The sequence below is a fragment of the Streptomyces sp. JW3 genome (assembly GCF_052216785.1).
Classification (GTDB): Bacteria; Actinomycetota; Actinomycetes; order Streptomycetales; family Streptomycetaceae; genus Streptomyces.
On sequence record NZ_JBQOUX010000013.1, the window covers coordinates 13,285 to 35,562 of the forward strand.

20 protein-coding genes and 3 pseudogenes are annotated in these 22,278 nt (G+C 72.9%); 18 read left to right on the forward strand and 5 right to left on the reverse strand.

Annotated features, from left to right (window positions below; all coding sequences use genetic code 11):
* Positions 1–19: 19 nt before the first annotated feature.
* Positions 20–262 (forward strand): annotated as a pseudogene (locus ACTT8P_RS08155) (amino acid permease); the annotation flags it as partial.
* A gap of 233 nt (positions 263–495) precedes the next feature.
* The gene (locus ACTT8P_RS08160; protein ID WP_442830859.1) at positions 496–921 is read left to right on the forward strand and encodes an OsmC family protein; all 426 of its coding nucleotides are present in this window, start codon (positions 496–498) and stop codon (positions 919–921) included.
* Between the two features lie 51 nt (positions 922–972).
* Here ACTT8P_RS08160 and ACTT8P_RS08165 read toward each other — a convergent pair whose 3' ends face one another.
* The 4 genes from ACTT8P_RS08165 to ACTT8P_RS08180 all read right to left on the reverse strand — a co-directional run bounded on the left by ACTT8P_RS08165 (position 973) and on the right by ACTT8P_RS08180 (position 5,717).
* Positions 973–2,184, reverse strand: coding sequence for a helix-turn-helix domain-containing protein (locus ACTT8P_RS08165; RefSeq protein ID WP_442830860.1), 1,212 nt, complete (start codon positions 2,182–2,184; stop codon positions 973–975).
* A gap of 215 nt (positions 2,185–2,399) precedes the next feature.
* Positions 2,400–3,350, reverse strand: coding sequence for a hypothetical protein (locus ACTT8P_RS08170; RefSeq protein WP_442830861.1), 951 nt, complete (start codon positions 3,348–3,350; stop codon positions 2,400–2,402).
* Positions 3,351–3,385: 35 nt separating this feature from the next.
* A complete protein-coding gene (locus ACTT8P_RS08175) occupies positions 3,386–4,966 on the reverse strand; it encodes a DUF6801 domain-containing protein (RefSeq protein WP_442830862.1) in 1,581 nt (526 codons plus the stop codon).
* A 118-nt stretch (positions 4,967–5,084) separates the two neighbouring features.
* Positions 5,085–5,717 carry a hypothetical protein gene (locus ACTT8P_RS08180; RefSeq protein ID WP_442830863.1) on the reverse strand — a complete coding sequence of 211 codons (633 nt, stop codon included), beginning with the start codon at positions 5,715–5,717 and terminating at the stop codon, positions 5,085–5,087.
* Positions 5,718–6,414: 697 nt separating this feature from the next.
* Here ACTT8P_RS08180 and ACTT8P_RS08185 point away from each other — a divergent pair.
* From ACTT8P_RS08185 to ACTT8P_RS08250, 14 genes and pseudogenes are all read left to right on the forward strand, one after another.
* Positions 6,415–7,416, forward strand: a pseudogene (locus ACTT8P_RS08185) (ATP-binding cassette domain-containing protein); the annotation flags it as partial.
* A 97-nt stretch (positions 7,417–7,513) separates the two neighbouring features.
* A pseudogene (locus ACTT8P_RS08190) lies at positions 7,514–8,327 on the forward strand (MlaE family ABC transporter permease).
* 6 nt (positions 8,328–8,333) lie between these two features.
* Complete coding sequence (locus ACTT8P_RS08195) at positions 8,334–9,140, forward strand: MlaE family ABC transporter permease (RefSeq protein ID WP_442830864.1); 807 nt, start codon at positions 8,334–8,336, stop codon at positions 9,138–9,140.
* 1 nt (position 9,141) lies between these two features.
* A complete protein-coding gene (locus tag ACTT8P_RS08200; RefSeq protein WP_442830865.1) occupies positions 9,142–10,395 on the forward strand; it encodes an MCE family protein in 1,254 nt (417 codons plus the stop codon).
* Positions 10,392–11,456 carry an MCE family protein gene (locus tag ACTT8P_RS08205; protein WP_442830866.1) on the forward strand — a complete coding sequence of 355 codons (1,065 nt, stop codon included), beginning with the start codon at positions 10,392–10,394 and terminating at the stop codon, positions 11,454–11,456. The genes ACTT8P_RS08200 and ACTT8P_RS08205 overlap by 4 nt, the downstream gene beginning before the upstream one ends.
* Positions 11,453–12,556 carry an MCE family protein gene (locus tag ACTT8P_RS08210; RefSeq protein ID WP_442830867.1) on the forward strand — a complete coding sequence of 368 codons (1,104 nt, stop codon included), beginning with the start codon at positions 11,453–11,455 and terminating at the stop codon, positions 12,554–12,556. The genes ACTT8P_RS08205 and ACTT8P_RS08210 overlap by 4 nt, the downstream gene beginning before the upstream one ends.
* Positions 12,556–13,575, forward strand: coding sequence for an MCE family protein (locus ACTT8P_RS08215; protein ID WP_442830868.1), 1,020 nt, complete (start codon positions 12,556–12,558; stop codon positions 13,573–13,575). The genes ACTT8P_RS08210 and ACTT8P_RS08215 overlap by 1 nt, the downstream gene beginning before the upstream one ends.
* Positions 13,575–14,804 carry an MCE family protein gene (locus ACTT8P_RS08220; protein ID WP_442830869.1) on the forward strand — a complete coding sequence of 410 codons (1,230 nt, stop codon included), beginning with the start codon at positions 13,575–13,577 and terminating at the stop codon, positions 14,802–14,804. The genes ACTT8P_RS08215 and ACTT8P_RS08220 overlap by 1 nt, the downstream gene beginning before the upstream one ends.
* Positions 14,801–16,090: an MCE family protein gene (locus ACTT8P_RS08225; protein ID WP_442830870.1), complete on the forward strand. Its 1,290-nt coding sequence runs from the start codon at positions 14,801–14,803 to the stop codon at positions 16,088–16,090. The genes ACTT8P_RS08220 and ACTT8P_RS08225 overlap by 4 nt, the downstream gene beginning before the upstream one ends.
* Positions 16,087–16,605: a hypothetical protein gene (locus ACTT8P_RS08230; protein WP_442830871.1), complete on the forward strand. Its 519-nt coding sequence runs from the start codon at positions 16,087–16,089 to the stop codon at positions 16,603–16,605. The genes ACTT8P_RS08225 and ACTT8P_RS08230 overlap by 4 nt, the downstream gene beginning before the upstream one ends.
* Positions 16,602–17,276 carry a hypothetical protein gene (locus ACTT8P_RS08235; RefSeq protein WP_442830872.1) on the forward strand — a complete coding sequence of 225 codons (675 nt, stop codon included), beginning with the start codon at positions 16,602–16,604 and terminating at the stop codon, positions 17,274–17,276. Before ACTT8P_RS08230 ends, ACTT8P_RS08235 begins: the two co-directional genes overlap by 4 nt.
* A gap of 25 nt (positions 17,277–17,301) precedes the next feature.
* Positions 17,302–17,853 (forward strand): hypothetical protein, encoded by a 552-nt coding sequence (locus tag ACTT8P_RS08240; RefSeq protein ID WP_442830873.1) that lies wholly within the window; start codon positions 17,302–17,304, stop codon positions 17,851–17,853.
* A 26-nt stretch (positions 17,854–17,879) separates the two neighbouring features.
* Positions 17,880–18,572, forward strand: a complete 693-nt coding sequence (locus ACTT8P_RS08245; protein ID WP_442830874.1) for a hypothetical protein — start codon at positions 17,880–17,882, stop codon at positions 18,570–18,572.
* A gap of 36 nt (positions 18,573–18,608) precedes the next feature.
* On the forward strand, positions 18,609–19,820 hold the full coding sequence (locus ACTT8P_RS08250) for a lytic transglycosylase domain-containing protein (RefSeq protein WP_442830875.1): 1,212 nt from the start codon (positions 18,609–18,611) through the stop codon (positions 19,818–19,820).
* Positions 19,821–19,824: 4 nt separating this feature from the next.
* Here ACTT8P_RS08250 and ACTT8P_RS08255 read toward each other — a convergent pair whose 3' ends face one another.
* Entirely contained in the window at positions 19,825–20,136 is a 312-nt protein-coding gene (locus ACTT8P_RS08255; protein WP_442830876.1) for an ArsR/SmtB family transcription factor, read from the reverse strand.
* 109 nt (positions 20,137–20,245) lie between these two features.
* Here ACTT8P_RS08255 and ACTT8P_RS08260 point away from each other — a divergent pair, with 109 nt between their 5' ends.
* Positions 20,246–21,496: an MFS transporter gene (locus tag ACTT8P_RS08260; RefSeq protein WP_442830877.1), complete on the forward strand. Its 1,251-nt coding sequence runs from the start codon at positions 20,246–20,248 to the stop codon at positions 21,494–21,496.
* 205 nt (positions 21,497–21,701) lie between these two features.
* Positions 21,702–22,271 (forward strand): lytic transglycosylase domain-containing protein, encoded by a 570-nt coding sequence (locus tag ACTT8P_RS08265; protein ID WP_442830878.1) that lies wholly within the window; start codon positions 21,702–21,704, stop codon positions 22,269–22,271.
* Positions 22,272–22,278: the final 7 nt, after the last annotated feature.

The following is a 22,278-nucleotide window of genomic DNA, read 5'->3' on the forward strand; positions in this document are numbered from 1 at the left end:
CCAGAGAGGCGCACCACCCATGCACGTCACCGGGACCGCAACCCCGCCGGCCCCGCGGCGGACCCCCGACCGGCACACCCGCCGCTTCGGACTCCCCGTCGCCACCGCCCTGGTCATGGGCAACATCATCGGCGGCGGCATCTTCCTGCTCCCGGCCTCCGTCGCCCCCTTCGGCACGGTCAGCCTGCTCGCCTTCGGCGTGCTCACCGTCGGCGCGATCGCCCTCGCGCTGGTCTTCGGCCGGCTCGCCGCCCGCGATCCTCCCCCACCCTTCGGGCGGGGGGACCCCCACTCGCTTCGCTCGCCGGCGGGCCGTACGTCTCGGTCTACCAGGGCGCGCTGTTCCTGTTCGCCGGCGTGCTGGTGTACGCGGTGCTGGCGGGCCGGCGTACCCGCGAGGGGCGTTCAGCCGCCGGTGCACCCCCGTTCTCCGTGGACGGGCCCCGAGTGTGATCGGATAGGGACGGAACCATCCGAACCGCGAAAGGACTTGACGTGGCCACCACGCGCTCCGCACACACCGTCTGGGAAGGCAACCTGTTCGAGGGCAACGGCGTCGTCACCTTCGACTCGTCCGGCATCGGCGAGCAGCCGGTGTCCTGGCCGTCCCGCGCCGAGCAGGCGAACGGGAAGACCAGCCCCGAGGAGCTGATCGCCGCCGCCCACTCGTCCTGCTTCTCCATGGCGCTGTCCAACGGCCTGACCGGCGCCGGCACCCCGCCCACCAAGCTCGTCACCTCCGCCGACGTCACCTTCCAGCCCGGTGAGGGCATCACCGGCATCCACCTCACCGTGGAGGGCACCGTCGACGGCCTCGACAACGACGCGTTCGTCGCCGCCGCCGAGGACGCCAAGCAGAACTGCCCGGTCAGCCAGGCGCTGACCGGCACGACCATCACGCTGTCGGCGAAGCTCGCCTGAAACCGCCGGCGCGCGCCCCTTCCGCCGCGACCCGGCGGAGGGGGCGGCGGGTCACCCGCCGTCGCAGTCCCGTTCCAGCAGGTGCAGGGCGCGCAGGGACGCCTCCAGGGCGAAGCGGCGGTCGGGGTCGGCGAGCCGGTCGCCCAGCAGGGAGTCCAGGTTGCGCAGCCGGTAGCGGACGGTCTGGGCGTGCACGCCGAGCAGCTCGCCGACCTGCTCGGCGGGGGCCCGGGTGGAGACGTGCACCCGCAGGGTCTCCACCAGCCGGTCGCGGCGGCTGGCCGGCAGATGGTCGATCGGGGCCAGCTCACCGGCCGCGAGGTGGGTCACCAGCGCCGGGTCCGACAGCAGCCACAGGGTCACCAGGTGGTCGGCGCAGCGGACCACGGGCGCGTCCGGCACCACGCCCTCGTCGATCAGCTGCGCCACCCGCCGCGCCCAGCGGATGGAGTCCGCCGCCTGGGCCAGTGGCACGGTCAGCCCCACCACGGCGTGCGCGCCGGTCAGGGCCGCGTCGAGCATGGCCCGGCGCTCCGCGGTGAGCGCGCCCGGCACCAGCAGGTGCGGCTGCGGGACGTCCAGGTCGGACAGCACGTCGTCGGCGAGACCCGCCTCCAGGTGGTCCGGCACCGGGGACCGCAGGGCGATCATGGTGATCTCGCTGGGCAGTGGCCAGGCGGCCGCCTCGCACAGCCCGGTCAGGGCCTGGGGCAGCGGGGGCGCGGCCAGGATGAGGTGCAGCAGCCGTCTTCGCTGGGCCGGCACCTCGGAGAAGGCCCGGGACTGCACCTCGACGTAGCCCTCGCGGGAGATCCGCTCCAGTTCCTCGACGTAGGCGAACAGGGCGTCGGCGAAGGCGAGGATCAGCGCGGGGGAGAGCCGGTACTGCTGGCCGACCGCCTTGGCGCGGCGCAGGGCGACCCGGGCGCCGAGCCGGTACGCCCCCTGGAGGGTGTCCAGTTCCCGGCCCTCGTAGGCTTCCACCCGGCCGAACCGGCGAAGCAGTTCGTCGCGCAGCGCGGCGTTCTTGCCCGGGTCGGCGACCCGGTCCACGAAGGCGTAGAGGGCCTGCTCGACACCTTGCCGGATGGCGTCGGCGTTCGGGCCGTTGAGCAGCCGGCCGTACACCGGGTAGGCCCGGGTGACCTCGATGCCGATCTCCTTCATCAGACCGGGCAACTCCGGCCGCATGAAGGCGGCGAACTCCTTGGGAAGGGGTTCGAGCGGTTCACCGACCTCCGGCGGCCGCGCGGTTGAAGGCATGAGTGCCGTCCCTTGCTCTCCGGTGCCCACGGTGTGCCGGGCAGGTGCCCCCGGAGCAGGTGCGAGGGAGGCACCCGACCGGACTTGGGGTGCTGCGTGTCTGGGCTGTTGAAGCTAAATCATGTTCGGTGGGACGTACACAGTCCGTGCACATTTAGGTGCGAAGGGACGGGACGGGGGTGCCGGGACGGCTGAGAATCGCCGTTGCGCGGCCGTTAATTGACGGCGGAGTGCCAGTTCTGCGCCAGGCGCTCGCCGGCGTCGGGGGCGACGGTGCCGGGGGCGTTCAGACCGGCGAGCGCGGTCTGGGTGCTGTTGAGAGTGAGGCTGTTCTTCCCGGCGGCGGAGGGCAGCCCGGTCTTGAGGTTGACCGCCGCGTCGATGATGCCCAGCAGTCCGAGGCCGCAGCCACTGGCGCCGGGCACCGCGAAGGTGCTGTCGTTCTGGGTCGACCCGGTGAGGTTGATGCGGCTCATCTCGCCGTCGTCGGCGGGCGTGCCGTCACCCTGGAAGAACGTCATGCCGAACTCCGGGAACTCCAGGTTCTCCGGCTGGAGCACGACGGGCTTGGCCTGGGTGCCGATGTAGCACTTGCTGCCGAGCAGCGGGTTCTCCAGGTGGATGCGGACGGGTATGGCGACGATCGGCTCCCCGGTGACGATGCCCGCGGTCTGGTTGAAGGCGTAGGGTGTGCCGACCGACTCCACCGTCGCGGTGATCTTGTTGAGGGAGCTGTTGCTGAGCTGCTCGCAGATCGCGGTGACGGCGGGCACGTTGCTCGGGCACATCAGTCCCAGCAGCCCGCCGGGGACGGTCGCGGAGTCGGCGATCAGCGCGCCGCCGGCCGGGGCCACCACGGTGCTGGTCCCGTCGGAGTTCTGCACGACCCCGATCTGGAGGTTGGTCCTGCCGGTGGTGACGGTGGTGTTGCCCAGTTTGATGGAGCCGCTCGCCGAGCTGGAGACCACGCACTGCGGGGTCTGGGCCAGGCCGTCCGCGGCCAGCATCGCCGGCGCGTCCACCGGACAGCGGGTGAAGGGCGCCCACTCGCCGTTCGGCACGGCGGCCGCCGCGGTCGCGGTGCCCATGGACGCGAAGGCGCCCAGCGCGGTGCCGACGGCGGTGACGGTGGTGGCGATTCCGGCGCGGTGGGAGAAGCGGTTCATGAGGTGCCTTCCGTAAGGGGCTGGGGGAGGGGAACTCAGCGCTCGGGTACGGGGATCTTCTTGGGCTGGCCGTCGGCGGTGCACTCGTCCAGGTTGAGCTCCTCGGCCGAGACGAAGCAGGCCTGCCCCTGGATCTGCTTGATGTAGTTGCCGGGGCCGGAGACGGAGGCGGTGAGCAGGCGGTCGAGGTTCTCGCCGTCGGCGGTGCCGCAGCCGGTGAAGGCGGGGATGGCGGCCTCACCGGTCAGCGGGCCGCCGGAGAGCAGGAGGTAGCCGGTGGCGGTCTCGCCCAGGTTCTGTTCGCCCCGGCCGTACAGGACCAGGTGGTCACCGGGGTATTTCTCCGGCTCCGGGTCCTCGGAGACCAGGGAGGTCCTGGTCCGGCACTCGGCGCCCACGTCCAGCGGGGTGCCGTTGATCTCCAGGGATGTCACCCGCAGCGCGATCGGGGCCCGGACGTAGGTGTCCGTGCTGGTGAACATGAAGTCGGTGAAGCCGCTGGAGTCGATGGTCATCGGGCCGGTCTGCTCCAGCACCATGGTGGCCTTCGTCGGGGTGAAGTCGAAGGACAGGAAGGTCGCCTGGAACGGCGGGCTCTGCTTGCGCTGCTTGTACCAGAGGTCGGCGGTGGAGTGCTGGCTGATGGTGGCGCCGCTGAAGTCCGGCAGGAACTCGAACTGCGGCTCGCCCTGGGTGATCAGGGTGCAGAACGGCGGGATCAGCGCGGCCCCGTCGAGCTTGTTCACGTTGGCGTAGCCGGTGATGTAGGCGTTCAGCGACATCGGCCCGGCCGGGTACTCGTCGTCGTACTTGCAGGGCGGCGCCGTGCGTTCGGCGGTGCTGCCGTCCGGCGGGGCCTCGGCCACCTTCGGGGCGCGCTCGCCCTGCCGGCCGGCGTCGTCGGCGGACTGCCCCGGCGGGCCCGACGCGGAGGCGGTCCCGGAGGGCGATCCGCTCGGGGACCGCGTGCCGCCGGTCTCGTCCGTGCCGAGGGGAACGGCCGCCAGCCGGCCTCCGTCCGGTGCCCCGTCGGCGAGCCGGCACTCAACGGTCAGCGACGCGGGGGCGGTGGCGCCGCCGTCCGCGGTGGACGGGGTCAGGTCGACGGCGAGGTTCCCGGCGGTGAAGGTCAGCTCGTGCGTGCCCTGACCGGTCACCGAGGGGACGTCTCCGGTCGCGGTCAGCGTCAGCGGCCCGGACGGCGGCAGGGCCACGGGTTCGGCGTCGCCCCGCCAGGTCGCCTCGGCGGCGGCCTCGCCCTGGGCGACCCCGACGGTGAGCCGGGTGGCCGCCCGGACGCCGGCCGCGCCCAGCGCGGTGAGGTCCCCGGTGGCCCGCTCCGGCAGTTCGACGGTCGTGGTCACGTCCGCGGGCTGGACCGGCGCACCGGCGGCCGCCCGGTCCGGGAGGGTCGCGGAGATCCGTACCGTCGCCGGCTGTTCCCCGGACGGCAGCGCGCACAGGTAGGGCAGTGCGGCGTCGACCGTCTGCGGACCGGCCGCCTGGGCGCCGGCCGCCGCCGGCACGGTCGCGGCCAGCACGACGAACGCGGCGGCGGCCGCGCGCCGGGCCCGGCCGCGGGCCGAGGGACGCGGGACGGTACGGGGGACGGTCATCTGTCGCTCCGCTCGGGTGGGTCGGGGTCGGGGTGGCCGGCGGCGGCCGGGTACGGGCGGGCGACCCGCGGGCGCCCGGCCGGGGTCACCGGCCGGGCGCCGCTGGGCCGCACACCGGTTACGGGTTGGTCCCGACGATCTGCGGGATGGTGGTGGTGCCCGTGATCTTGACCGGGTAGTTGCCCTTGAAGGTGGGCTTGGTGGCGGTGGTGACCACGGTGCCGCAGCCGGAGACCGAGGTGACGGCCAGGTCGCCGCTGACGCTGTTGACCGCCAGGACGCCGGTGGAGTTGGTGTAGGTGCCGGTGGCCTTGCCCTCGACGGTGAACGCGCAGGCGCCGGCGGTCACCTTCGCCTTGACGTTGCCGATGTAGCCCTTGGTGACACCGGTCGAGGCGGTGTAGTCCTGCGCGACGACGGTCCAGGGGGTGGTCGCGACGGTCGTGACGTTGCCCAGGACGCTGGTGCACGGCGAGGCGCTGGTGCCGAAGTTGATGGCGTTGATGGAGGCCACCGTCGCGGGGTTGCCGGTGGCGCTGTTCAGCGTGCCGGTGGCGGTCGACGTCGTGCACGTCATCGGGATGTTGGCGGTCAGGATGATGTTCCCGCTGTTGTTCGCCGTGAAGTTGGCCGGCGACGGGGTGACGGTCCAGACGGTGGAGGGGACGGCCGAGGCGGGCGCGACGGCCATGGCGAAGGCGGCGGCGCCCGCGCCGACGACGACGGCGATTCTTGTCAGGGGCTTCTTCATGACTCCGGGACTCTCCTTGTGGATTGACCGGCGAAGGGGGATCGCGCCCGCTTGGACGAGCGGGGAAACGGGCGGTCCGCGGCTCGGAAATCCTCGACCGCGACCCTGACGTTACTTGCGGGAAACTTAGCCGAACAATGTCGCCGACCATGATTCTTTGGGAAAGCCCTGGAATCTGTCCCCAGATGAGCGGTCCGGTGCCCGGCTTAGTCACCGACTGCCAAGTCGGGCGCCACCGCCGCGGCCGGCCCGGCAGGGGGCGTCAGTACTCATCCGGTGACAAGAGGAAAGGGCCTTTTTGTCGCCCGGCTGACAAAGCGCCGATGGCCGAACCGAAACCTACGGAAAAGTAGGTTCTGACCCTTGCCCGCTCAGGTTACTCAGCCGTAGCGTGCCGGATACGGCGCTGATCTCCCGGTGGGTGCCCCCTCGCTGAGGAGACGCGACGGATGACTTCCGGCCTTGCCCTCCTTCAGGGGCGGACATCCGTCGGCAGAGCCGTACGGGACCGTCCCCCCGGTGGCCGTGCGGCCCTGCCCCGCACCCGGCAGACAAAGTCCACGACCCGGTTTGTCTGCGCGGTGACAAAGAACAAGAAGATCGGCGCGAGCCGTGTCCCGCCTATTGTCAGTGAACGGCGCACCGGCTTAACGTGCGCTCCGCGGTGCACACCGGCCGCACCCTCTTTGGAGGTGATATGGGAATCGAAGTGGTGGTCGAGGGTCTCACCAAGTCCTTCGGCAAGCAGCGGATCTGGCAGGACGTGAGCCTCACACTGCCGGCCGGAGAAGTCAGCGTCATGCTCGGGCCGTCCGGCACCGGGAAGACGGTTTTTCTGAAGTCGCTCATCGGACTTCTCAAGCCCGAGCGGGGCCGTGTCCTCATCGACGGCGTGGACATGGTGAACAGCCCGGAACGCGATATTTACGAGACCCGGAAAAAGTTCGGGCTCATGTTCCAGGACGGCGCCCTTTTCGGTTCCATGTCCCTCTTCGACAACATCGCCTTTCCGTTGCGCGAGCACACCCGCAAGAAGGAGTCGGAGATCCGCCGCATCGTCATGGAGCGGATCGACGTGGTGGGACTGCTGGGCGCCGAGGGCAAACTGCCGGGAGAGATCAGCGGCGGCATGCGCAAACGGGCCGGGCTGGCCCGCGCGCTCGTCCTGGACCCGCAGATCATCCTGTGCGACGAGCCGGACTCCGGGCTCGACCCGGTCCGCACCGCCTTCCTCTCCCAACTGCTGATCGACCTGAACGCGGGGATCGACGCGACGATGCTGATCGTCACCCACAACCTCGACATCGCCGCCACCGTGCCCGACAACATGGGCATGCTCTACCGGCGCGAACTGGTCACCTTCGGCCCCCGCGAGGTGCTGCTGACCAGCGAGGAACCGGCCGTGGCGCAGTTCCTGGCCGGACGCCGCGAGGGCCCGATCGGCATGTCCGAGGAGAAGGACGCCGCCACCCTGGCCGCCGAGGCGGCCGGCCCGAGCCCGGTGCCGGCCGGCCCCCGGGAGATCGTCCCGCAACTGGAGCCGTCCCCCGGACTGCCGCCGCGCCGCGCCGCCGGCCGCCACCGCGAACGCGTCCTGGGCATGCTGGACCGGCTGCCGCCCGCGGCCCGCGCCGCCATCCAACGCACCTACGCCACGCACGGCAACGGCGGCACCCTCGCCGCACCGGGCGGCGCCGGCACCCCCGGCGGCGTACCGGGCGGCACCGGCACCCCCGGCGGCGTACCGGGCAGCACCGGCGCCCCCAGCGGCGTACCGGGCACCCCCGGCGCACCAGATGCCGCGGCCGCCGCCACCCTCCCGATGCCCGCCGCCGGGAGTGGTACATGATCACCGGTGCCCTGCGGCAGACGGGACAGCTCTTCGCGCTCGCCGCCGAGGTGGCCCGCGCGATCTTCCGGCGGCCGTTCCAGTTCCGCGAGTTCGTCGAGCAGTTCTGGTTCATCGCGAGCGTCACGATCCTGCCCGCCGCCCTGGTCTCCATCCCGTTCGGCGCGGTGATCGCCCTCCAGGTCGGCTCGCTCACCCAGCAGTTGGGCGCCCAGTCCTTCACCGGCGGGGCCAGCGTGCTGGCCGTCGTGCAGCAGGCCAGCCCGCTGATCGTCGCCCTGCTGATCGCCGGCGCGGCCGGCTCCGCGATCTGCGCCGACCTCGGCTCGCGCACCATCCGCGAGGAACTGGACGCCATGGAGATCATGGGCGTCTCGCCCGTGCAGCGCCTGGTGGTGCCCCGGGTACTGGCCACCATGGGCGTCGCCGTGCTGCTCAACGGCCTGGTCTCCGCGGTCGGCATCCTCGGCGGCTACGTCTTCAACGTCTTCCTCCAGGACGGCACCCCCGGCGCCTACCTCTCCAGCTTCTCCGCCCTCGCCCAGCTGCCCGACCTGTACATCAGCGAACTCAAGGCGCTGGTCTTCGGGTTCATCGCCGGCATCGTCGCCGCCTACCGGGGCCTCAACCCGCGCGGCGGCCCCAAGGGCGTCGGCGACGCCGTCAACCAGTCCGTCGTCATCACCTTCCTGCTGCTCTTCTTCGTCAACATGGTGATGACGGGCGTCTACCTCCAGATCGTTCCGCCGAAGGGAGGCTGAACACCGGTGGCCTCCCCGCTCGTCTGGCTCGACCGCTCCGGCGACCAACTCCTGTTCTACGTACGCTCGTTGCTCTGGATACCGCGCACCCTGCACCGCTACCTCCGGGAGGTGCAGCGGCTGCTCGCCGAGGTCGCCTTCGGCACCGGCGGTCTCGGGGTGATCGGCGGCACCATCGGCGTGATGATCGCGATGACCCTGTTCACCGGGACCGTCGTCGGACTCCAGGGCTACGCAGCCCTGGACCAGATCGGCACCGCCGCCTTCACCGGGTTCGTCTCCGCGTACTTCAACACCCGCGAGATCGCCCCGCTGGTCGCCGGACTCGCCCTGTCCGCGACCGTCGGCGCCGGCTTCACCGCGCAGCTCGGCGCGATGCGCATCAACGAGGAGGTCGACGCCCTCGAAGGCATGGGGGTGCGCTCGCTGCCCTACCTGGTCACCACCCGCATCATCGCCGGCGTGGTCGCCATCGTCCCGCTCTACGCGATCGGCCTGCTCTCCTCCTACCTGGCCTCCCGCTATGTCACCGTCCTGTTCAACGGCCAGTCCCGGGGCACCTACGACCACTACTTCAACCTGTTCCTGTCACCCACCGACGTGCTGCTGTCCGTCCTGAAGGTGCTCATCTTCAGCGTGATGGTGATCGTCGCCCACTGCTACTACGGCTACCGGGCCTCCGGCGGCCCGGCCGGGGTCGGGGTGGCGGTCGGCCGGTCGGTGCGCAACGCCATCGTGCTGATCAGTGTCACCGACTTCTTCCTGTCGCTGGCCCTGTGGGGCGCCACCACGACCGTGAAGGTGGCGGGGTGAGATGAGCGGATCGCGAGGCGCGACAGTGCGCCGCCGGCTGGCCGGGGTGGTCTTCCTGGTGGTGCCCGTCCTGCTGGTGTGGCTGGCCGTCGCCGTCTACGACAAGCAGTTCACCGACTCCGACCCGGTCACCGTGGAGACCGCCGGCGTCGGCAACGAGATGCACCTGGGCGCCGAGGTCAAGCTGCGCGGTGTCGTCGTCGGCGAGGTCCGCGCCATCGACGCCACCGCCGACGGCGCCCGGCTCACCCTGGCCCTGAAGCCCGGCGCCCGCGCCGGCATCCCGGCCGACGTACGCGCCCAGATGCTGCCGACCACGCTGTTCGGCGAGCGGTTCGTGGCCCTCGTACCGCCCGCGTCGCCCTCCGCCGAGCCGCTGGCGGCCGGCGCCGTCATCCCGCAGGACCGCTCCGCCAGCGCCGTCGAACTCCAGCAGGTCCTCGACAACGTGCTGCCGATGCTCACCGCCGTCCAGCCGCAGAAACTCTCCGCCACCCTCTCCGCCGTCTCCCAGGCACTCGCCGGACGCGGCGACCAACTGGGCGACACCCTCACCCTCCTCGACGACCACCTGAAGAAGTTCAACCCCCAACTGCCCACACTCAACCGGGACTTGAAAGAGCTGGTGAAGGTCAGCCAGGTCTACGCCGACGCCGCCCCCGACATCCTCACCGCCCTCACCGACTTCACCACCACCAGCGGCACACTGGCCGAGAAGGAGAGCGAGCTGGCCGGCACGCTGGGCGCCACCACCCGGACGGCCGAGGACCTGACCGCCTTCCTGCGGCAGAACGAGGACAACATCATCCGCCTCTCCGCCGCCTCCCGCCCCACCCTCGACCTGCTCGCCGAGTACTCCGCCGCCTTCCCCTGCACCCTGCGCACCCTCGCCGACTTCGTCCCGGCCATGGACCAGGCGCTCGGCAAGGGCACCGACCGGCCCGGCCTGCGGGTCGACGTCACCACCGTGCCCTCCCGCGGCGCCTACCGCCCCGGCACCGACACCCCCTCCTACGACGCCGGCGGCGGCCCCCGCTGCTACCCGGTGCCCTACCTCGGGGTGGCCGCGAAACCGGCCGTACAGGTGCCCGCGGCGGCCGGGCAGGACCTCGGCCCGGCCAACTCCCCGCAGGAGAACGACCTGGTGAACGAACTGCTCGCGCCGGCCGCCGGCCAGGCCGCCACCGACCTCCCGGAGTGGAGCAGCCTGCTGGTCGGCCCGGCGCTGCGCGGCACGGAGGTGACCCTGCGATGAGTTCTCGGCGCAGCACCCACGCCACCCGGCGCCGCCCGCTGACCGGCCCGGTGCTCAAGTCCCTCGCCTTCCTGCTGGTGACCGCGCTGGCCACCACGATCCTCGGGGTGAGCGTCGCGGGCACCGGCGTCGGCGACGACGACCGGGCCTCCTACCGGGCGCTCTTCACCGACGTCACCGGACTCACCGACGGCGACAGTGTGCGTATCTCCGGGGTCGAGGTCGGCGAGGTCACCGACGTCCGCGTGGTCGACCGGCGCACCGCCCAGGTCACCTTCACCGTCCGCGACGACCGCACCCTGCCCCGCTCGACCACCGCCGCCGTGAAGTACCTCAACATGGTCGGCCAGCGCTACATCGCCCTGGACCGGGGCAGCGGCGACCTCACCGGCACCCTCGACAGCGGCGACACCATCGGACTGGACCGCACCGCCCCCGCCCTCGACCTCACCCTGCTCTTCAACGGCTTCAAGCCGCTGTTCGAAGGGCTCTCCCCGAAAGACGTCAACGAACTGGCCGGCTCCATCGTGCAGGTGCTCCAGGGCGAGGGCGGCACCGTCGACAGCCTCATCACCCACATCGGCTCGCTCAGCTCGACGGTGGCCGCCAAGGACCAGGTGATCGGCGAGGTGGTGAGGAACCTCAACACGGTGCTGGGCACCCTCAACGACCGCGAGGCCGACTTCGACACCCTCGTCGACACCCTCCAGAAGCTGGTCACCGGCTTCAACGACGACCGGGAGCCACTCGGCGAGGCGGTCGCCGCCATGGGCGACCTCACCACGGTGACCGCCGGACTCCTCGAGGACGGGCGGGCGCCGCTCAAGCAGGACATCCACGAACTGGGCCGGCTCTCCGGCAACCTCGCCGGCGCCACCGGCCAGATCGAGGACTTCCTCGCCAACACCCCCGCCAAGCTGACCGCGCTCGGCCGGCTCTCCTCCTACGGCTCCTGGTTCAACCTCTATCTCTGCGAGGCCCGGGTGGACGGCGTCACCACCTCCACCGGCGCCGAGCCGCCCACCGGCATCGCGGTCACCGAAGCGAGGTGCGGCGCATGACCCTGCTGCTGCGGCCCGACCAGCCACCCACCCCCGTCCCCGCACCGCCCCGCCGCCCCCGCCGGCCGCGGCTGAAGCCGGTCAAGGAACGCAACCCGGTCACCGTGGCCCTGGTCGGCCTGGTGCTGCTCGCCCTGCTCACCGTCCTCGCCTACCACGCCGACCGGTTCTCCCTGACCGGCGGCGGCACCACCTACACCGCCGACTTCACCGAGGCCGCCGGACTCGACGACGGCGACGAGGTGCGGGTGGCCGGCGTCAAGGTCGGCGAGATCACCGGGGTCGCCCTGGACGGCGACCGGGTCAAGGTCACGTTCGAGGTCGAGGACGCCTGGATCGGCGACCGCACCACCGCGGCCATCGCCATCAAGACCCTGCTCGGCGACAAGTACCTGGCGCTGGACCCGCTCGGCGCGGGGGAACAGGACCCCGGCCACCGCATCCCGCGGACCCGGACCACCTCCCCGTACGACGTCACCCAAGCCTTCCAGGACCTCAGTTCCACCGTCGACGACATCGACACCCAGCGGCTCGCCGAGAGCTTCGAGACCATCTCCGAGACCTTCGCGGACTCCCCGCCGCACGTCCGCCAGGCCGCCACCGGACTGTCCGACCTGTCCCGCTCCGTCTCCAAGCGCGACCGCGAACTGGCCGAACTCTTGGACGGCAGCGCCCAGTTGACACAGACCCTGAAGGACAAGAAGTCCAGCTTCGAGACCCTCATCGAGGACGCCGGACCGCTGCTCGGCGAACTCCAGGACCGGCGGGACGCCATCACCGCCCTGCTCAAGGGCAGCCGCGACCTCGGCGCCCAGCTGACCGGCCTGGTGGCGGACAACGAGAAACAGCTCGGCCCCACCCTGACGGCGCTCGGCCGGGTCACCACCGTCCTGGAGCGGAACAGCACCCAGTTGGACCGGACCCTCGCCCTGGTCGGCCCCTACTACCGGCTGCTCGGCAACACCGTGGGCAGCGGCCGCTGGTTCGACAGCTACCTGTGCGGGGTCGTGCCGCGGGACTACCTGCCCGCCACGTCCCAGCCCGAGAAGTCCTGCATGCCGCCCAAGCAGTCCGGGACGGCCCAGGGGAGTGGTGAGTGATGCCCAGGCGCCGACAACTTCTCGCCGTGGCCCTCGCGCTGGTGGTGGTCGCCGCCGGCCTGGCCACCGCCCGCGCCCTCGACTCCGCCGGCACCCGCCTGACCGCGTACTTCGACCGCGCCGTCGGCATCTACGCCGGCTCCGACCTGCGCATCCTCGGCGTCCGGGTCGGCGAGGTGGAGTCCGTCCACCCGCAGGGCACCCGGGTCCGGGTCGAGCTGGCGCTCGACGACGGCGTACGGGTCCCGAAGTCGGCGCGCGCCCTGGTCGTCGCACCCAGCGTGGTCGCCGACCGGTACGTCCAGCTCACCCCGGCCTACAGCTCCGGACCGGCGCTCGCCGACGGCGCCGTACTGCCCGCCTCCCGCAACCGCACCCCGGTCGAGATCGACCAGCTCTACGCCTCGCTCACCGACCTCAGCGAGGCGCTGGGCCCGGACGGCGCCAACTCCGCCGGCGCCCTGTCCGACCTGCTGACGACCGGCGCCGCCAACCTCGACGGCAACGGCGCGGCCATCGGCGAGAGCATCGAGGAGTTCGGCAAGGCCGCCAAGACCCTCGACGGCTCCAGCGACGACCTGTTCGCCACCCTCAGCCGGCTCCAGACCTTCACCACCATGCTGAAGGACAACGACACCGACGTCCGCACCGCACAGGAACGCCTGGACACGGTCGTCGGCTACTTCGCCGACAACAAGGACGACCTGGCCGGCGCGCTGGACGAACTCGGCACCGCCCTGGCCCGGGTGAAGACCTTCATCGAGGACAACCGGGGCGAGCTGAAGAAGAACGTCGACAAACTGGTGCCGCTCACCCAGACCCTGGTCGACCAGCGCGCCGCACTGGCCGAGGCGCTGGACGTCGCCCCGCTGGCCGCGGACAACCTCGTCGGCGCCTACGACCCCGACACCGGCCTGCTGGACGGCCGCGCCAACCTCAACGAGATCAGCATGGGCGGCCCGCTGCTGCCGCTGCCCGCCACCGGCGGCGCCGCGACCTCCGAAGCGGGGGAGCGGTGATGCGCCGGCCCGGCCCGGTCCGGCGCGGCGCGCTGACCACCGGGGCCGCCGCCGGCGCCGGGCTCGGCGGCCTGCTCGCCCTCGGCCTGGGCTTCGCCCTCGCCCTCGGCGCGTTCTCGGTGACCGCGCCGCGCTTCGACGGCATCGAGGACCTGCCGCTGCCCGGCGGCGCCGACCTCGGCTCCCACCCGTACACCGTCACCGCCGAACTGGACGACGTCCTCAGCCTGGTGCCGCAGGCCGCCGTCAAGGTCAACGACGTCGCGGTCGGCCGGGTCACCCGGATCCGCCTGGACGGCGACGACTGGACGGCCCGCGTCACCATGGAGATCAACGGCGCCGTCGACCTGCCCGCCGACGCCGGCGCCCGCCTGGAACAGTCCAGCCTGCTCGGCGAGAAGTACGTCCAGCTCGTCGCGCCCGCCGAAGCGGACGGCGCCGGGCGGCTCGCCGACGGCGATGTCATCCCGGTCGCCCGCACCGGCCGCAACACCGAGGTCGAGGAGGTGTTCGGCGCCCTGTCCATGCTGCTCAACGGCGGCGGCGTCGCCCAGCTCAAGACCATCACCCAGGAACTCAACAAGGCGCTCGGCGGCCGCGAGCCCGAGGTCCGCTCCATGCTCCGCCGGGTCGAGGAACTGGTGGCCGACCTCGACGACCACCGCGCCGACATCACCGACGCCCTCGACGGCGTCAACCGGCTCGCCGCGACCCTGGCCGGCCGCGACGACGACGTACGCACCGTCCTCAGCGACCTGTCCCCCGGCCTGAAGACCCTGCACGAACAGCGCGGCGCCCTGCTGACCATGCTGCGCTCCCTGGACACGCTGTCCGGGGTCGCCGTCTCCACCATCGAAGCGAGCAAGGACGACATGGTCGCCGACCTCAAGGCCCTCGCGCCCACCCTGAAGGCCCTCGCCGACGCGGGCACCGACCTGCCCGACTCGCTCCAGGTGCTGCTCACCTACCCGTTCACCGACGAGGTGCTCAAGGGCGTCAAGGGCGACTACCTCAACGTGTACCTGAACATGACCGCCGAGCCCGGCACCCAGGTGATCCCGCCGCTGGTGCCGGCCGGCACCGCGTCCGCCACGCCCACGCCCAGCGCCACGGCGCAGGGCGAGCAGGACAGCACGGCGAAGCAGAAGTCGGCACCGCTGCCGCTGCCCTCCGCGCAGACACCGACCGGGGGTTCGGGAGACGCCGGGGACAGGGGTGAGCAGGGATGATCACCCTCGCGGTACGTCTGAAGAATCTCGCGTTCCTCCTCATCGCCGTCCTCGTCCTCGGCTTCCTCGGCATCCGCTACGCCGACCTCGGCCGCTATGTCGGCGTCGCCGACTACTACACCGTGGACGTCGAACTCCCCCGCACCGGAGGCCTGTTCACCCACTCCGACGTCACCTACCGGGGGGTGTCGGTGGGCCGGGTCGGGGACCTCGACCTCACCGCCGACGGGGTGGTCGCCGAACTGCGCATCAAGAAGTCCGCGCCCGGCATCCCGGCCGACACCCGGGCCGTGGTCGCCGGGCTCTCCGCGGTCGGCGAGCAGTACATCGACCTGCGGCCCGAGAGCGACGCGGGTCCCTACCTGGCGGACGGCGCCCGGATCGCGCTGCCCGACACCGAGGTGCCCGCGCCCGTCACCGACGTGCTCACCAGCGTGAACGACCTCACCCGGTCGGTGCCGCTGGAGGATCTGCGCACGGTCGTCGACGAGTTCGGCAAGACCTTCGAAGGACACGGCGACGACCTCCAGGCGCTGCTGGACAGCGGCAGCGCCTTCGTCGAGGCCGCCGACCGCAACCTGCCCGCCACCACCCGGCTGCTCACCGACGGCGAGACGGTGCTGCGCACCCAGGCCGAGGAGGCCGCGGCGATCCGCGGCTTCGCCGACGGCGCCACCGAACTCGCCACCGCCCTCAAGGGCTCCGACGCCGACCTGCGCCGCCTGCTCACCGTCACGCCGGACGCCGCGAACCAGGTCAGCGGGCTGCTGCGGGACCTCGACCCCAGTCTGGGCGTGGTCCTCGCCAACCTGGTCACCACCTCCGAGGTGGCTCTCACCCGGCAGCGCGGCATCGAGGAACTCCTGGTGAAGTACCCGGCGGCCATCTCGGCCGGCGCCACCGCCGTCGACGGAGGAAAGATGAACCTCGGCCTGGCCGTCACCTTCTTCAAGCCGCTGCCCTGCACGGACGGGTACGGCGGCACCCGCTACCGCACCGGCCTGGACCTCGGCACCGCGCCCGCCCTCAACACCGACGCCGCCTGTACGGCGCCGGCCGCCAGCGGCGTCAACGTACGCGGCTCGGCCAACGCGCCCAGCGGCGGCGCGCTGCCGGCCCCGGCCCAGCCCGGCTCACTGCCCTCGGGCAGCACGGGTTCCGCGACGGCCGCGTCGCGCTCCGCCGAGTCGGCGCTGCCGGGCGCGCTGGCCCTGCCCGACGCGGGCGGCACCGGCACGGAGGGCCTGGCGGGACTGCTCGACGCGAGCGCGGCGGCGGGCCGATGAACCGGGCCCGGACACTCGCCGGCACGGGACTGGCGCTGGCGCTGGCGTTCTGCGGCACCGGGGCGTGGACGTACGCGCAGGCCCGCGGCGACGACTCGCTCGCCTACGGCCGGGAACGCGACGCGGCACTGGCCGACGGCCGCGAGACGCTCGCCGTCCTCAACACCCTCGACGCCTCGTCCCTGGCGCGGGCCCGGGCCGGCATCGCGGACTGGCGGGCCGCCTCGACCGGCCCGCTGCGGCGGGAACTGGGCGCCACCCGCCCCGCGAAGGGGGCCTCCGCACGCGGCACCGTCACGGAAGCGGCACTCACCGCCCTGGACACCCGCGCGGGCACCGCCAAGCTCGTCGCCACCGTCCGCGTCGAGGTCACACCGGCCGGCGCGAAGACGCCGACCACGGACCGCAAACGGCTGGAGGCCGTGCTGGCCCGCACGGCCGAGGACGAGTGGAAGGTCAAGGCACTGAGCGCGGTACCGCTGGCACGGACGGCACAGGAGGACACGACCCGATGACACGGCTGCTGCCCCTCGGCCGGCGCCCCCCCACCGCCTCGGGCGACGGGACGGAGGCCGAACCCCTCCGCGAGGAGCCCGGCACCGAAGACCCACCCACCCCGGCGGCATCCGAAGCGACAGCGGAGGCGGAAGCAAAGGCGGAGGCGGAGGGTGACCGCAGGCAGCGGAAGCCGCTCTGGCGGCGCCTCGTCCCCTCCGTCACCGCCGCCGCACTCGTCCTCGCCGGCGGCGGATTCTTCTACGGCGCCCACCAGTTGAGGTCCACCCCGTCCGCCGGGAACCACGCGCTGACCGACGCCGGGGCGACCACCCGCGTCGCCGGCGACGTCGGCAACGCCCTGGCCCGGGTCTTCTCGTACACGCCGGACGGCCTGGCCGCCACCGAGCGTTCCGCGCGCTCCGTCCTCGCCGGACGCGCGGCCCGCCAGTACACCGAGCTGATCGACCGGGTGCGCGCGGACCTCAAGAAGCGGCGCGTCACCCTGAGCACCCAGGCGGTGCGCACCGGGGTGATCGAACTCGACGGGGACAGCGCGCGGTTGCTGGTCTTCCTCGACCAGATCTCCGACCGCGGCAAGGACGGCAGCAGCGCCGCCGCGGCGCAGCTCACGGTCACCGCGCGCTGGGAGCGGGACCAGTGGTGGATCGTCGACATCAGGACCCGCTGAGCGGGCGCGGAAGAGGGGAACACCCATGAAACGCGGGACCAGAGCGGCGGCGGCCGGACTCCGGACACTGCCGGTCACCGCCCTCGCGCTCGTCCTCGTCCTGCTCGCGGGCGGTTTCGCCGCGTGGGCCGGCCAGGACTGGTACGACGCCGCCCACGACGACACCGTGGCCTATGCCGAGCAGCGCGACGACGCCCTCGCCGCCGGGGAACAGGCCGTCCAGAACCTCAACACCCTCGACCACCGCGGCCTCGACCGCGGCCTCGACCTCTGGGAGTCCTCGACCACCGGCGACCTGCACGACCAACTGGTCGCGGGACGCGAGGAGTTCGCCGCCCAGGTGAAGAGCGCCAAGACCGTCACCACGGCCAAGGTGCTGTCCGGCGCCGTCACCGAACTCGACGACCGGGCCGGCCGGGCCCGGGTGCTGGTCGCGCTGCGGGTGACGGTGCGGGCGCCCGGCGACGAGAGCACCGACAAGGACAGCCGCATGCTCGGCGAACTGACCCGCACCGGCGGCCACTGGAAGCTCAGCGCCCTGGGGCAGGCCCCGGTCGGCGGCACGTCGGCCGGCTGACCGGCCGCAGGAGAGGACCACAGACCATGCCGACGACCACCCGCCACAGCCTCAACACCCTCCGCCGCCGCCAGGCCCGCGAGACGCTGCGCACACAGGCCGCCCCCGACGCCATGAAGGGGCGCGGGGAACCGCGCGACCAGCCACCACCCACCCGCACCCACCCCTCGTCCCGTACCACCACGGCGTCGCCCGGCTCCCGGCGGCCCCTTGCCGCCCTCTGCCTCCTCACCCTCCTCCTCGGCGGCTTCGCCGGCTGGGCGCACGCCCGCGCCGAGAGCCTCCGCGACACCCCCGCCGCCCGCAACACCGCGCTCTTGGACACCGCCCGCACCAGCGAGATCAAGGGCGCCACCAGCAAGGCGGTCGGCGCGCTGTTCTCGTACGACCACGCCGACCCCGCCGCCTTCGACAAGGCCGCGAAGGAGTGGCTGACGGGCCGGGCCGTCGCCCAGCACCGCGACCTGTTCGCCGCCGTCCGCACCCAGGCCGACCAGCAGAAGGCGGTGATCACCACCACCGTCACCGACAGCGCCGTCGAGCGGATCGACGGCGACCGGGCCCGGGTCCTGGTCTACGCCGACCAGAGCAGCGTCAGCACCGCCGGTGACAAGAAGGCCGACGACGACGGGACCTACGCGGGCGCGATGCTCGCCGTGGACGTCCAGCGGCGCGACGGCCGCTGGCTGGTCTCGGGCATCGACACCTTCGGCCGCTGACCCCGTACGCACCTCACCACCAGGGAGTGACAGCCCATGCCCCGACACCGCGCCCGACGGGTGCCCGCCCGGACCCGACAGGGGCTGCTGGCCACCGCCGTCGCCGTGACCGCGGTCGCGGCGCTCACCGGCTCCCAGGCCCCCGGACCCGCCCCGAAGGAGCACGGCCGCCCGGCCGCCGACGACCGCGCCGCCCCGGTCGCCGACCTGCCCTACGCCGAACTCGCCCCGCCCGACGACGACTCGTACCACACCGAACTCCCGCCGCTGGTCTCCCCGGACATCGCGCCCCGCGTCGCCCAGGCCGCCCGGATCCGCGCCGAGTCCGGCATCCCGGGCACCGTGCTGCGCGCCTACCGGGACGCGGAGGCGTCCGTCGCCCGGACCGACCCGGGCTGCCGGCTGCCCTGGCAACTGCTCGCCGCCATCGGCAAGGTGGAGTCCGGACAGGCCCGCGGCGGCGCGGTCGACCGCGCCGGCACCACGCTGGGCCGCATCACGGGCCCGGCACTCGACGGCCGGGGCTTCGCCCTGATCCTGGACAGCGACAACGGCGTGCACGACGGCGACCCGGTGTACGACCGGGCGGTGGGCCCGATGCAGTTCCTGCCGTCGACCTGGGCCCGCTGGGGCGCGGACGGCAACGGCGACGGCCGCAGCGACCCGAACAACATCTTCGACGCGGCCCTGGCCGCCGGCCACTACCTGTGCGCCGGGGACCGGAACCTGAGCGTCGCGGCCGACCTCGACGCGGCCGTGCTCAGCTACAACAACTCGCGCGCCTACCTCGACCTGGTCCGCCACTGGCTGGACTTCTACCGCCGGGGCGTGCACACCGTGCCGGACGGCAAGGGCGTGATCCCGGTCACCCCCGGCGCCGGCGGCGACACCCAGGCGACCGAGCCGGTCGGCGGCGGCCGGGGCGGTGCGGGCCGCGAGGACGGCGTCGTCATCGGCGACGACCCCGCCACGCCCACTCCCTCCCCGACACCGACCCGTCCGGCGTCGCCCTCGCCGTCCCCCGAACCGTCCGCGACTGAGCCCACCGCCTCGCAGCCACCGGACCCCTCGCCGTCCGACACCTCGGCCCCGCCGACGCCGGACCCGTCTCCCACACCGGACCCCACCGACTCACCGACCCCCGACCCGACGTCCCCGCCGCAGTGCCCCACGGACTCGGCGAGCCCCACACCGGAGCCGGACGCCTCACCCACCACACCGCAGGACGAGCCGACCTGCCCGGCCTGAGCGGCTACAGCACCGCGTCGAGCAGTCCCGGAAACCGTTCGTCCAGGTCGTCCCGGCGCAGGCTGAGCGAGCGGTGGCGGCCGTTCGGGACGTTGCGGATGACGCCGGCCTCGCGGAGCGTCTTGAGGTGGTGGGAGAGGGTCGACTTCGGCAGTGGGCCGGAGCGGGGCTGGCACTCCGCGACCTCCAGCGAGCCCTCGGTGGCCAGCCGGCGCACCAGGTCGAGCCGGATCGGATCGCTCAGCGCGAAGAGCACGCCGGTCAGCTCCAGTCCGGCGGCCTCGGGATGGGCGAACTCGCGGGTCGATCCAGTCATGGTTCGAGACTACTGGAACAAAGAGGGTTCGAGATTGTTGGAACATTCAGCGGAGGCGGCGTAAGCTCTCACTGTTCGAGAATCATGGAACAGTTGCTCTGGAGTTCTCATGTCCACCGCTCTTCGGCCGGCTCCGGCACCCGGTGTCCGTCCCCCGCGCCTGACCCGTGGAGCCGGCTTCTGGCTGCTGGGTCTCACCCAGCTCACGCTCATGGCGGCCAGCAGCGCGCCCTCCCCGCTCTACTCCGACTACGCGCACCGCTGGGGCCTGTCGGCCACCGCCCTCACCGTCGTCTTCGCGATCTACGCCGTGGCCCTGCTCGCCGCCCTGCTGGTGGTCGGCGGGCTCTCCGACCACCTGGGCCGGCGCCCGGTGCTGGTGGCCGCGCTGGTGGCCGAGGCCGCCGCGATGGCGGTGATGATGACCGCCGGCGGCGTCGGCCAGCTGATCGTCGGCCGGGCCCTCCAGGGGCTCGCCACCGGTGCCGCCACCGGCGCCATCAGCGCCGGACTGATCGACCTCCAGCATCCGGGCTCCAAGCTCGGCCCGCTGCTGACCAGCAGCGGCACCGCCGGCGGCATGGCCCTCGGCGCCCTGGCCGGCGGCGTCCTCACCCAGTACGCGCCCGCCCCGCACATCGTCGTCTTCGCGCTGCTGGTGGCCGCCTTCGTGCTGCTGGCCGCGACCGTGCCGCTGATCCCCGAAACCTCCCCGCGGCACCCCGGCACCCTCGCCTCGCTGCGGCCCCGGGTCGCCGTTCCGTCCGCCGACCGGGCGGCCTTCCTGATCGCGGTGCCCGCCTTCATCGCCAGTTGGGCGATCGGCGGCCTGTACCTCTCCCTGGGGTCGTCGCTGACGGCCGACATCCTGCACACGGGCAACCACGTCATGGCCGGCCTCGTGGTGGCCCTGATCTGCGGGACCGCCGCGGTGGCCTGCGTCACCCTGCGCGCCATGGCGCCGCTGCGGATGATGGTGACCGGCTCCGTCGGCCTGGTCGTCGGCGCCGTGCTGACCCTGCCCGCGCTGCTGGTCCCGTCGATGCCCCTGCTGCTGGCCGCGGCCGTCGTCGCCGGGTTCGGTTTCGGCCTGTCCTTCTTCGGCGCCTTCCGGATGCTGGCGCAGACCGCCGGCCACGCGAAGCGGGCCCAGCTCTTCGCCTCGGTCTACGTCGTCTGCTACCTGGCCAACAGCGTCCCGGCCGTGGTGGCCGGCCTGATCGTGCCGCGCGCGGGGCTGCGCGACACCGCGGTCGGCTACGTCCTGGTCGTCGCCCTGTTCGCCCTGCTGGCGATACCGTTCGGCGTCGCCGCGCTGCGGCGCACGGCCGCCCCCGCACCGGCCGCCGCCGGCGCCTGACACGGCCGCCCGCCGGGCCCGGCCACCGGTCACCGGCATGGCTCCCGATCCCCCGGGCACGCGCATCCCACGACGGTGGGCGCTCCAGGAGAGGTGCGGGCGGATGAACGGGCATGGGACGAACGGCCAAGGGACGGGCGAGAGTGGTACGGACGAGAGAGGTACGGACGAGAGAGAGGCGGACGGGCGGGGGCCGGACCGGCCGGTGCCGCGGTCCCGGCCGGCCGGCCACCGGGGCGCCCCGACGCCCCCGCTGCGGCCCGGCGGCTACGACCCGGCCGACTACGCCGCCCCGGTCGTCCGCGGTGCCGCGGCGGCCGGAGTGTCCCCGCTGCTCCTGATGACCGTCCTCTACAACGAGGCGTACAAGCCGCACCATCCGCTGCTGGAGCGGCTGTGGCAGTGGTGGAAGCCCGGCGCCTCCCTCGGGCTGGCCAACATGCACCGCGCGGCCTTCGAACGGGTCCGGCGCGCGCACGCTCTGCCGGGCCGGTGGCAGGACCTGCGCGCCGACCCGGAGTTCGCCGTCGAGGTGGCCGCCCTGCACCTGAAGGACCTCGACCGGAGCCTCCCGGCACACCACGTGCGCCGCTACACCCGCGACGAGCTGCTCGCCCTGGGCTACAACACCGGTGGACGCAACATGCGCGCCTTCGCCCGGGGCGTCCCGCCGGGCCCCCTGGCACGGTCGTACCTGCGCCGGTTCCGTACCCACCGGGACCGGGCCGCGGCGGCCCTCGCGGCGGCCGGCCACCGGAACCCGGCCCCTCGCTGACACTCCG

Excerpts from the sequence above, each read along its gene's own strand:
- ACTT8P_RS08240 (WP_442830873.1), top strand. The coding sequence starts at position 17,302 with ATGAAACGCGGGACCAGAGCGGCGGCGGCCGGACTCCGGACACTGCCG.
- ACTT8P_RS08205 (WP_442830866.1), top strand. The coding sequence starts at position 10,392 with ATGAGTTCTCGGCGCAGCACCCACGCCACCCGGCGCCGCCCGCTGACC.
- ACTT8P_RS08250 (WP_442830875.1), top strand. The coding sequence starts at position 18,609 with ATGCCCCGACACCGCGCCCGACGGGTGCCCGCCCGGACCCGACAGGGG.
- ACTT8P_RS08165 (WP_442830860.1), bottom strand. The coding sequence starts at position 2,184 with ATGCCTTCAACCGCGCGGCCGCCGGAGGTCGGTGAACCGCTCGAACCC.
- ACTT8P_RS08225 (WP_442830870.1), top strand. The coding sequence starts at position 14,801 with ATGATCACCCTCGCGGTACGTCTGAAGAATCTCGCGTTCCTCCTCATC.
- ACTT8P_RS08245 (WP_442830874.1), top strand. The coding sequence starts at position 17,880 with ATGCCGACGACCACCCGCCACAGCCTCAACACCCTCCGCCGCCGCCAG.
- ACTT8P_RS08210 (WP_442830867.1), top strand. The coding sequence starts at position 11,453 with ATGACCCTGCTGCTGCGGCCCGACCAGCCACCCACCCCCGTCCCCGCA.
- ACTT8P_RS08230 (WP_442830871.1), top strand. The coding sequence starts at position 16,087 with ATGAACCGGGCCCGGACACTCGCCGGCACGGGACTGGCGCTGGCGCTG.
- ACTT8P_RS08255 (WP_442830876.1), bottom strand. The coding sequence starts at position 20,136 with ATGACTGGATCGACCCGCGAGTTCGCCCATCCCGAGGCCGCCGGACTG.
- ACTT8P_RS08180 (WP_442830863.1), bottom strand. The coding sequence starts at position 5,717 with ATGAAGAAGCCCCTGACAAGAATCGCCGTCGTCGTCGGCGCGGGCGCC.
- ACTT8P_RS08200 (WP_442830865.1), top strand. The coding sequence starts at position 9,142 with ATGAGCGGATCGCGAGGCGCGACAGTGCGCCGCCGGCTGGCCGGGGTG.
- ACTT8P_RS08170 (WP_442830861.1), bottom strand. The coding sequence starts at position 3,350 with ATGAACCGCTTCTCCCACCGCGCCGGAATCGCCACCACCGTCACCGCC.
- ACTT8P_RS08220 (WP_442830869.1), top strand. The coding sequence starts at position 13,575 with ATGCGCCGGCCCGGCCCGGTCCGGCGCGGCGCGCTGACCACCGGGGCC.
- ACTT8P_RS08260 (WP_442830877.1), top strand. The coding sequence starts at position 20,246 with ATGTCCACCGCTCTTCGGCCGGCTCCGGCACCCGGTGTCCGTCCCCCG.
- ACTT8P_RS08175 (WP_442830862.1), bottom strand. The coding sequence starts at position 4,966 with ATGACCGTCCCCCGTACCGTCCCGCGTCCCTCGGCCCGCGGCCGGGCC.
- ACTT8P_RS08235 (WP_442830872.1), top strand. The coding sequence starts at position 16,602 with ATGACACGGCTGCTGCCCCTCGGCCGGCGCCCCCCCACCGCCTCGGGC.
- ACTT8P_RS08215 (WP_442830868.1), top strand. The coding sequence starts at position 12,556 with ATGCCCAGGCGCCGACAACTTCTCGCCGTGGCCCTCGCGCTGGTGGTG.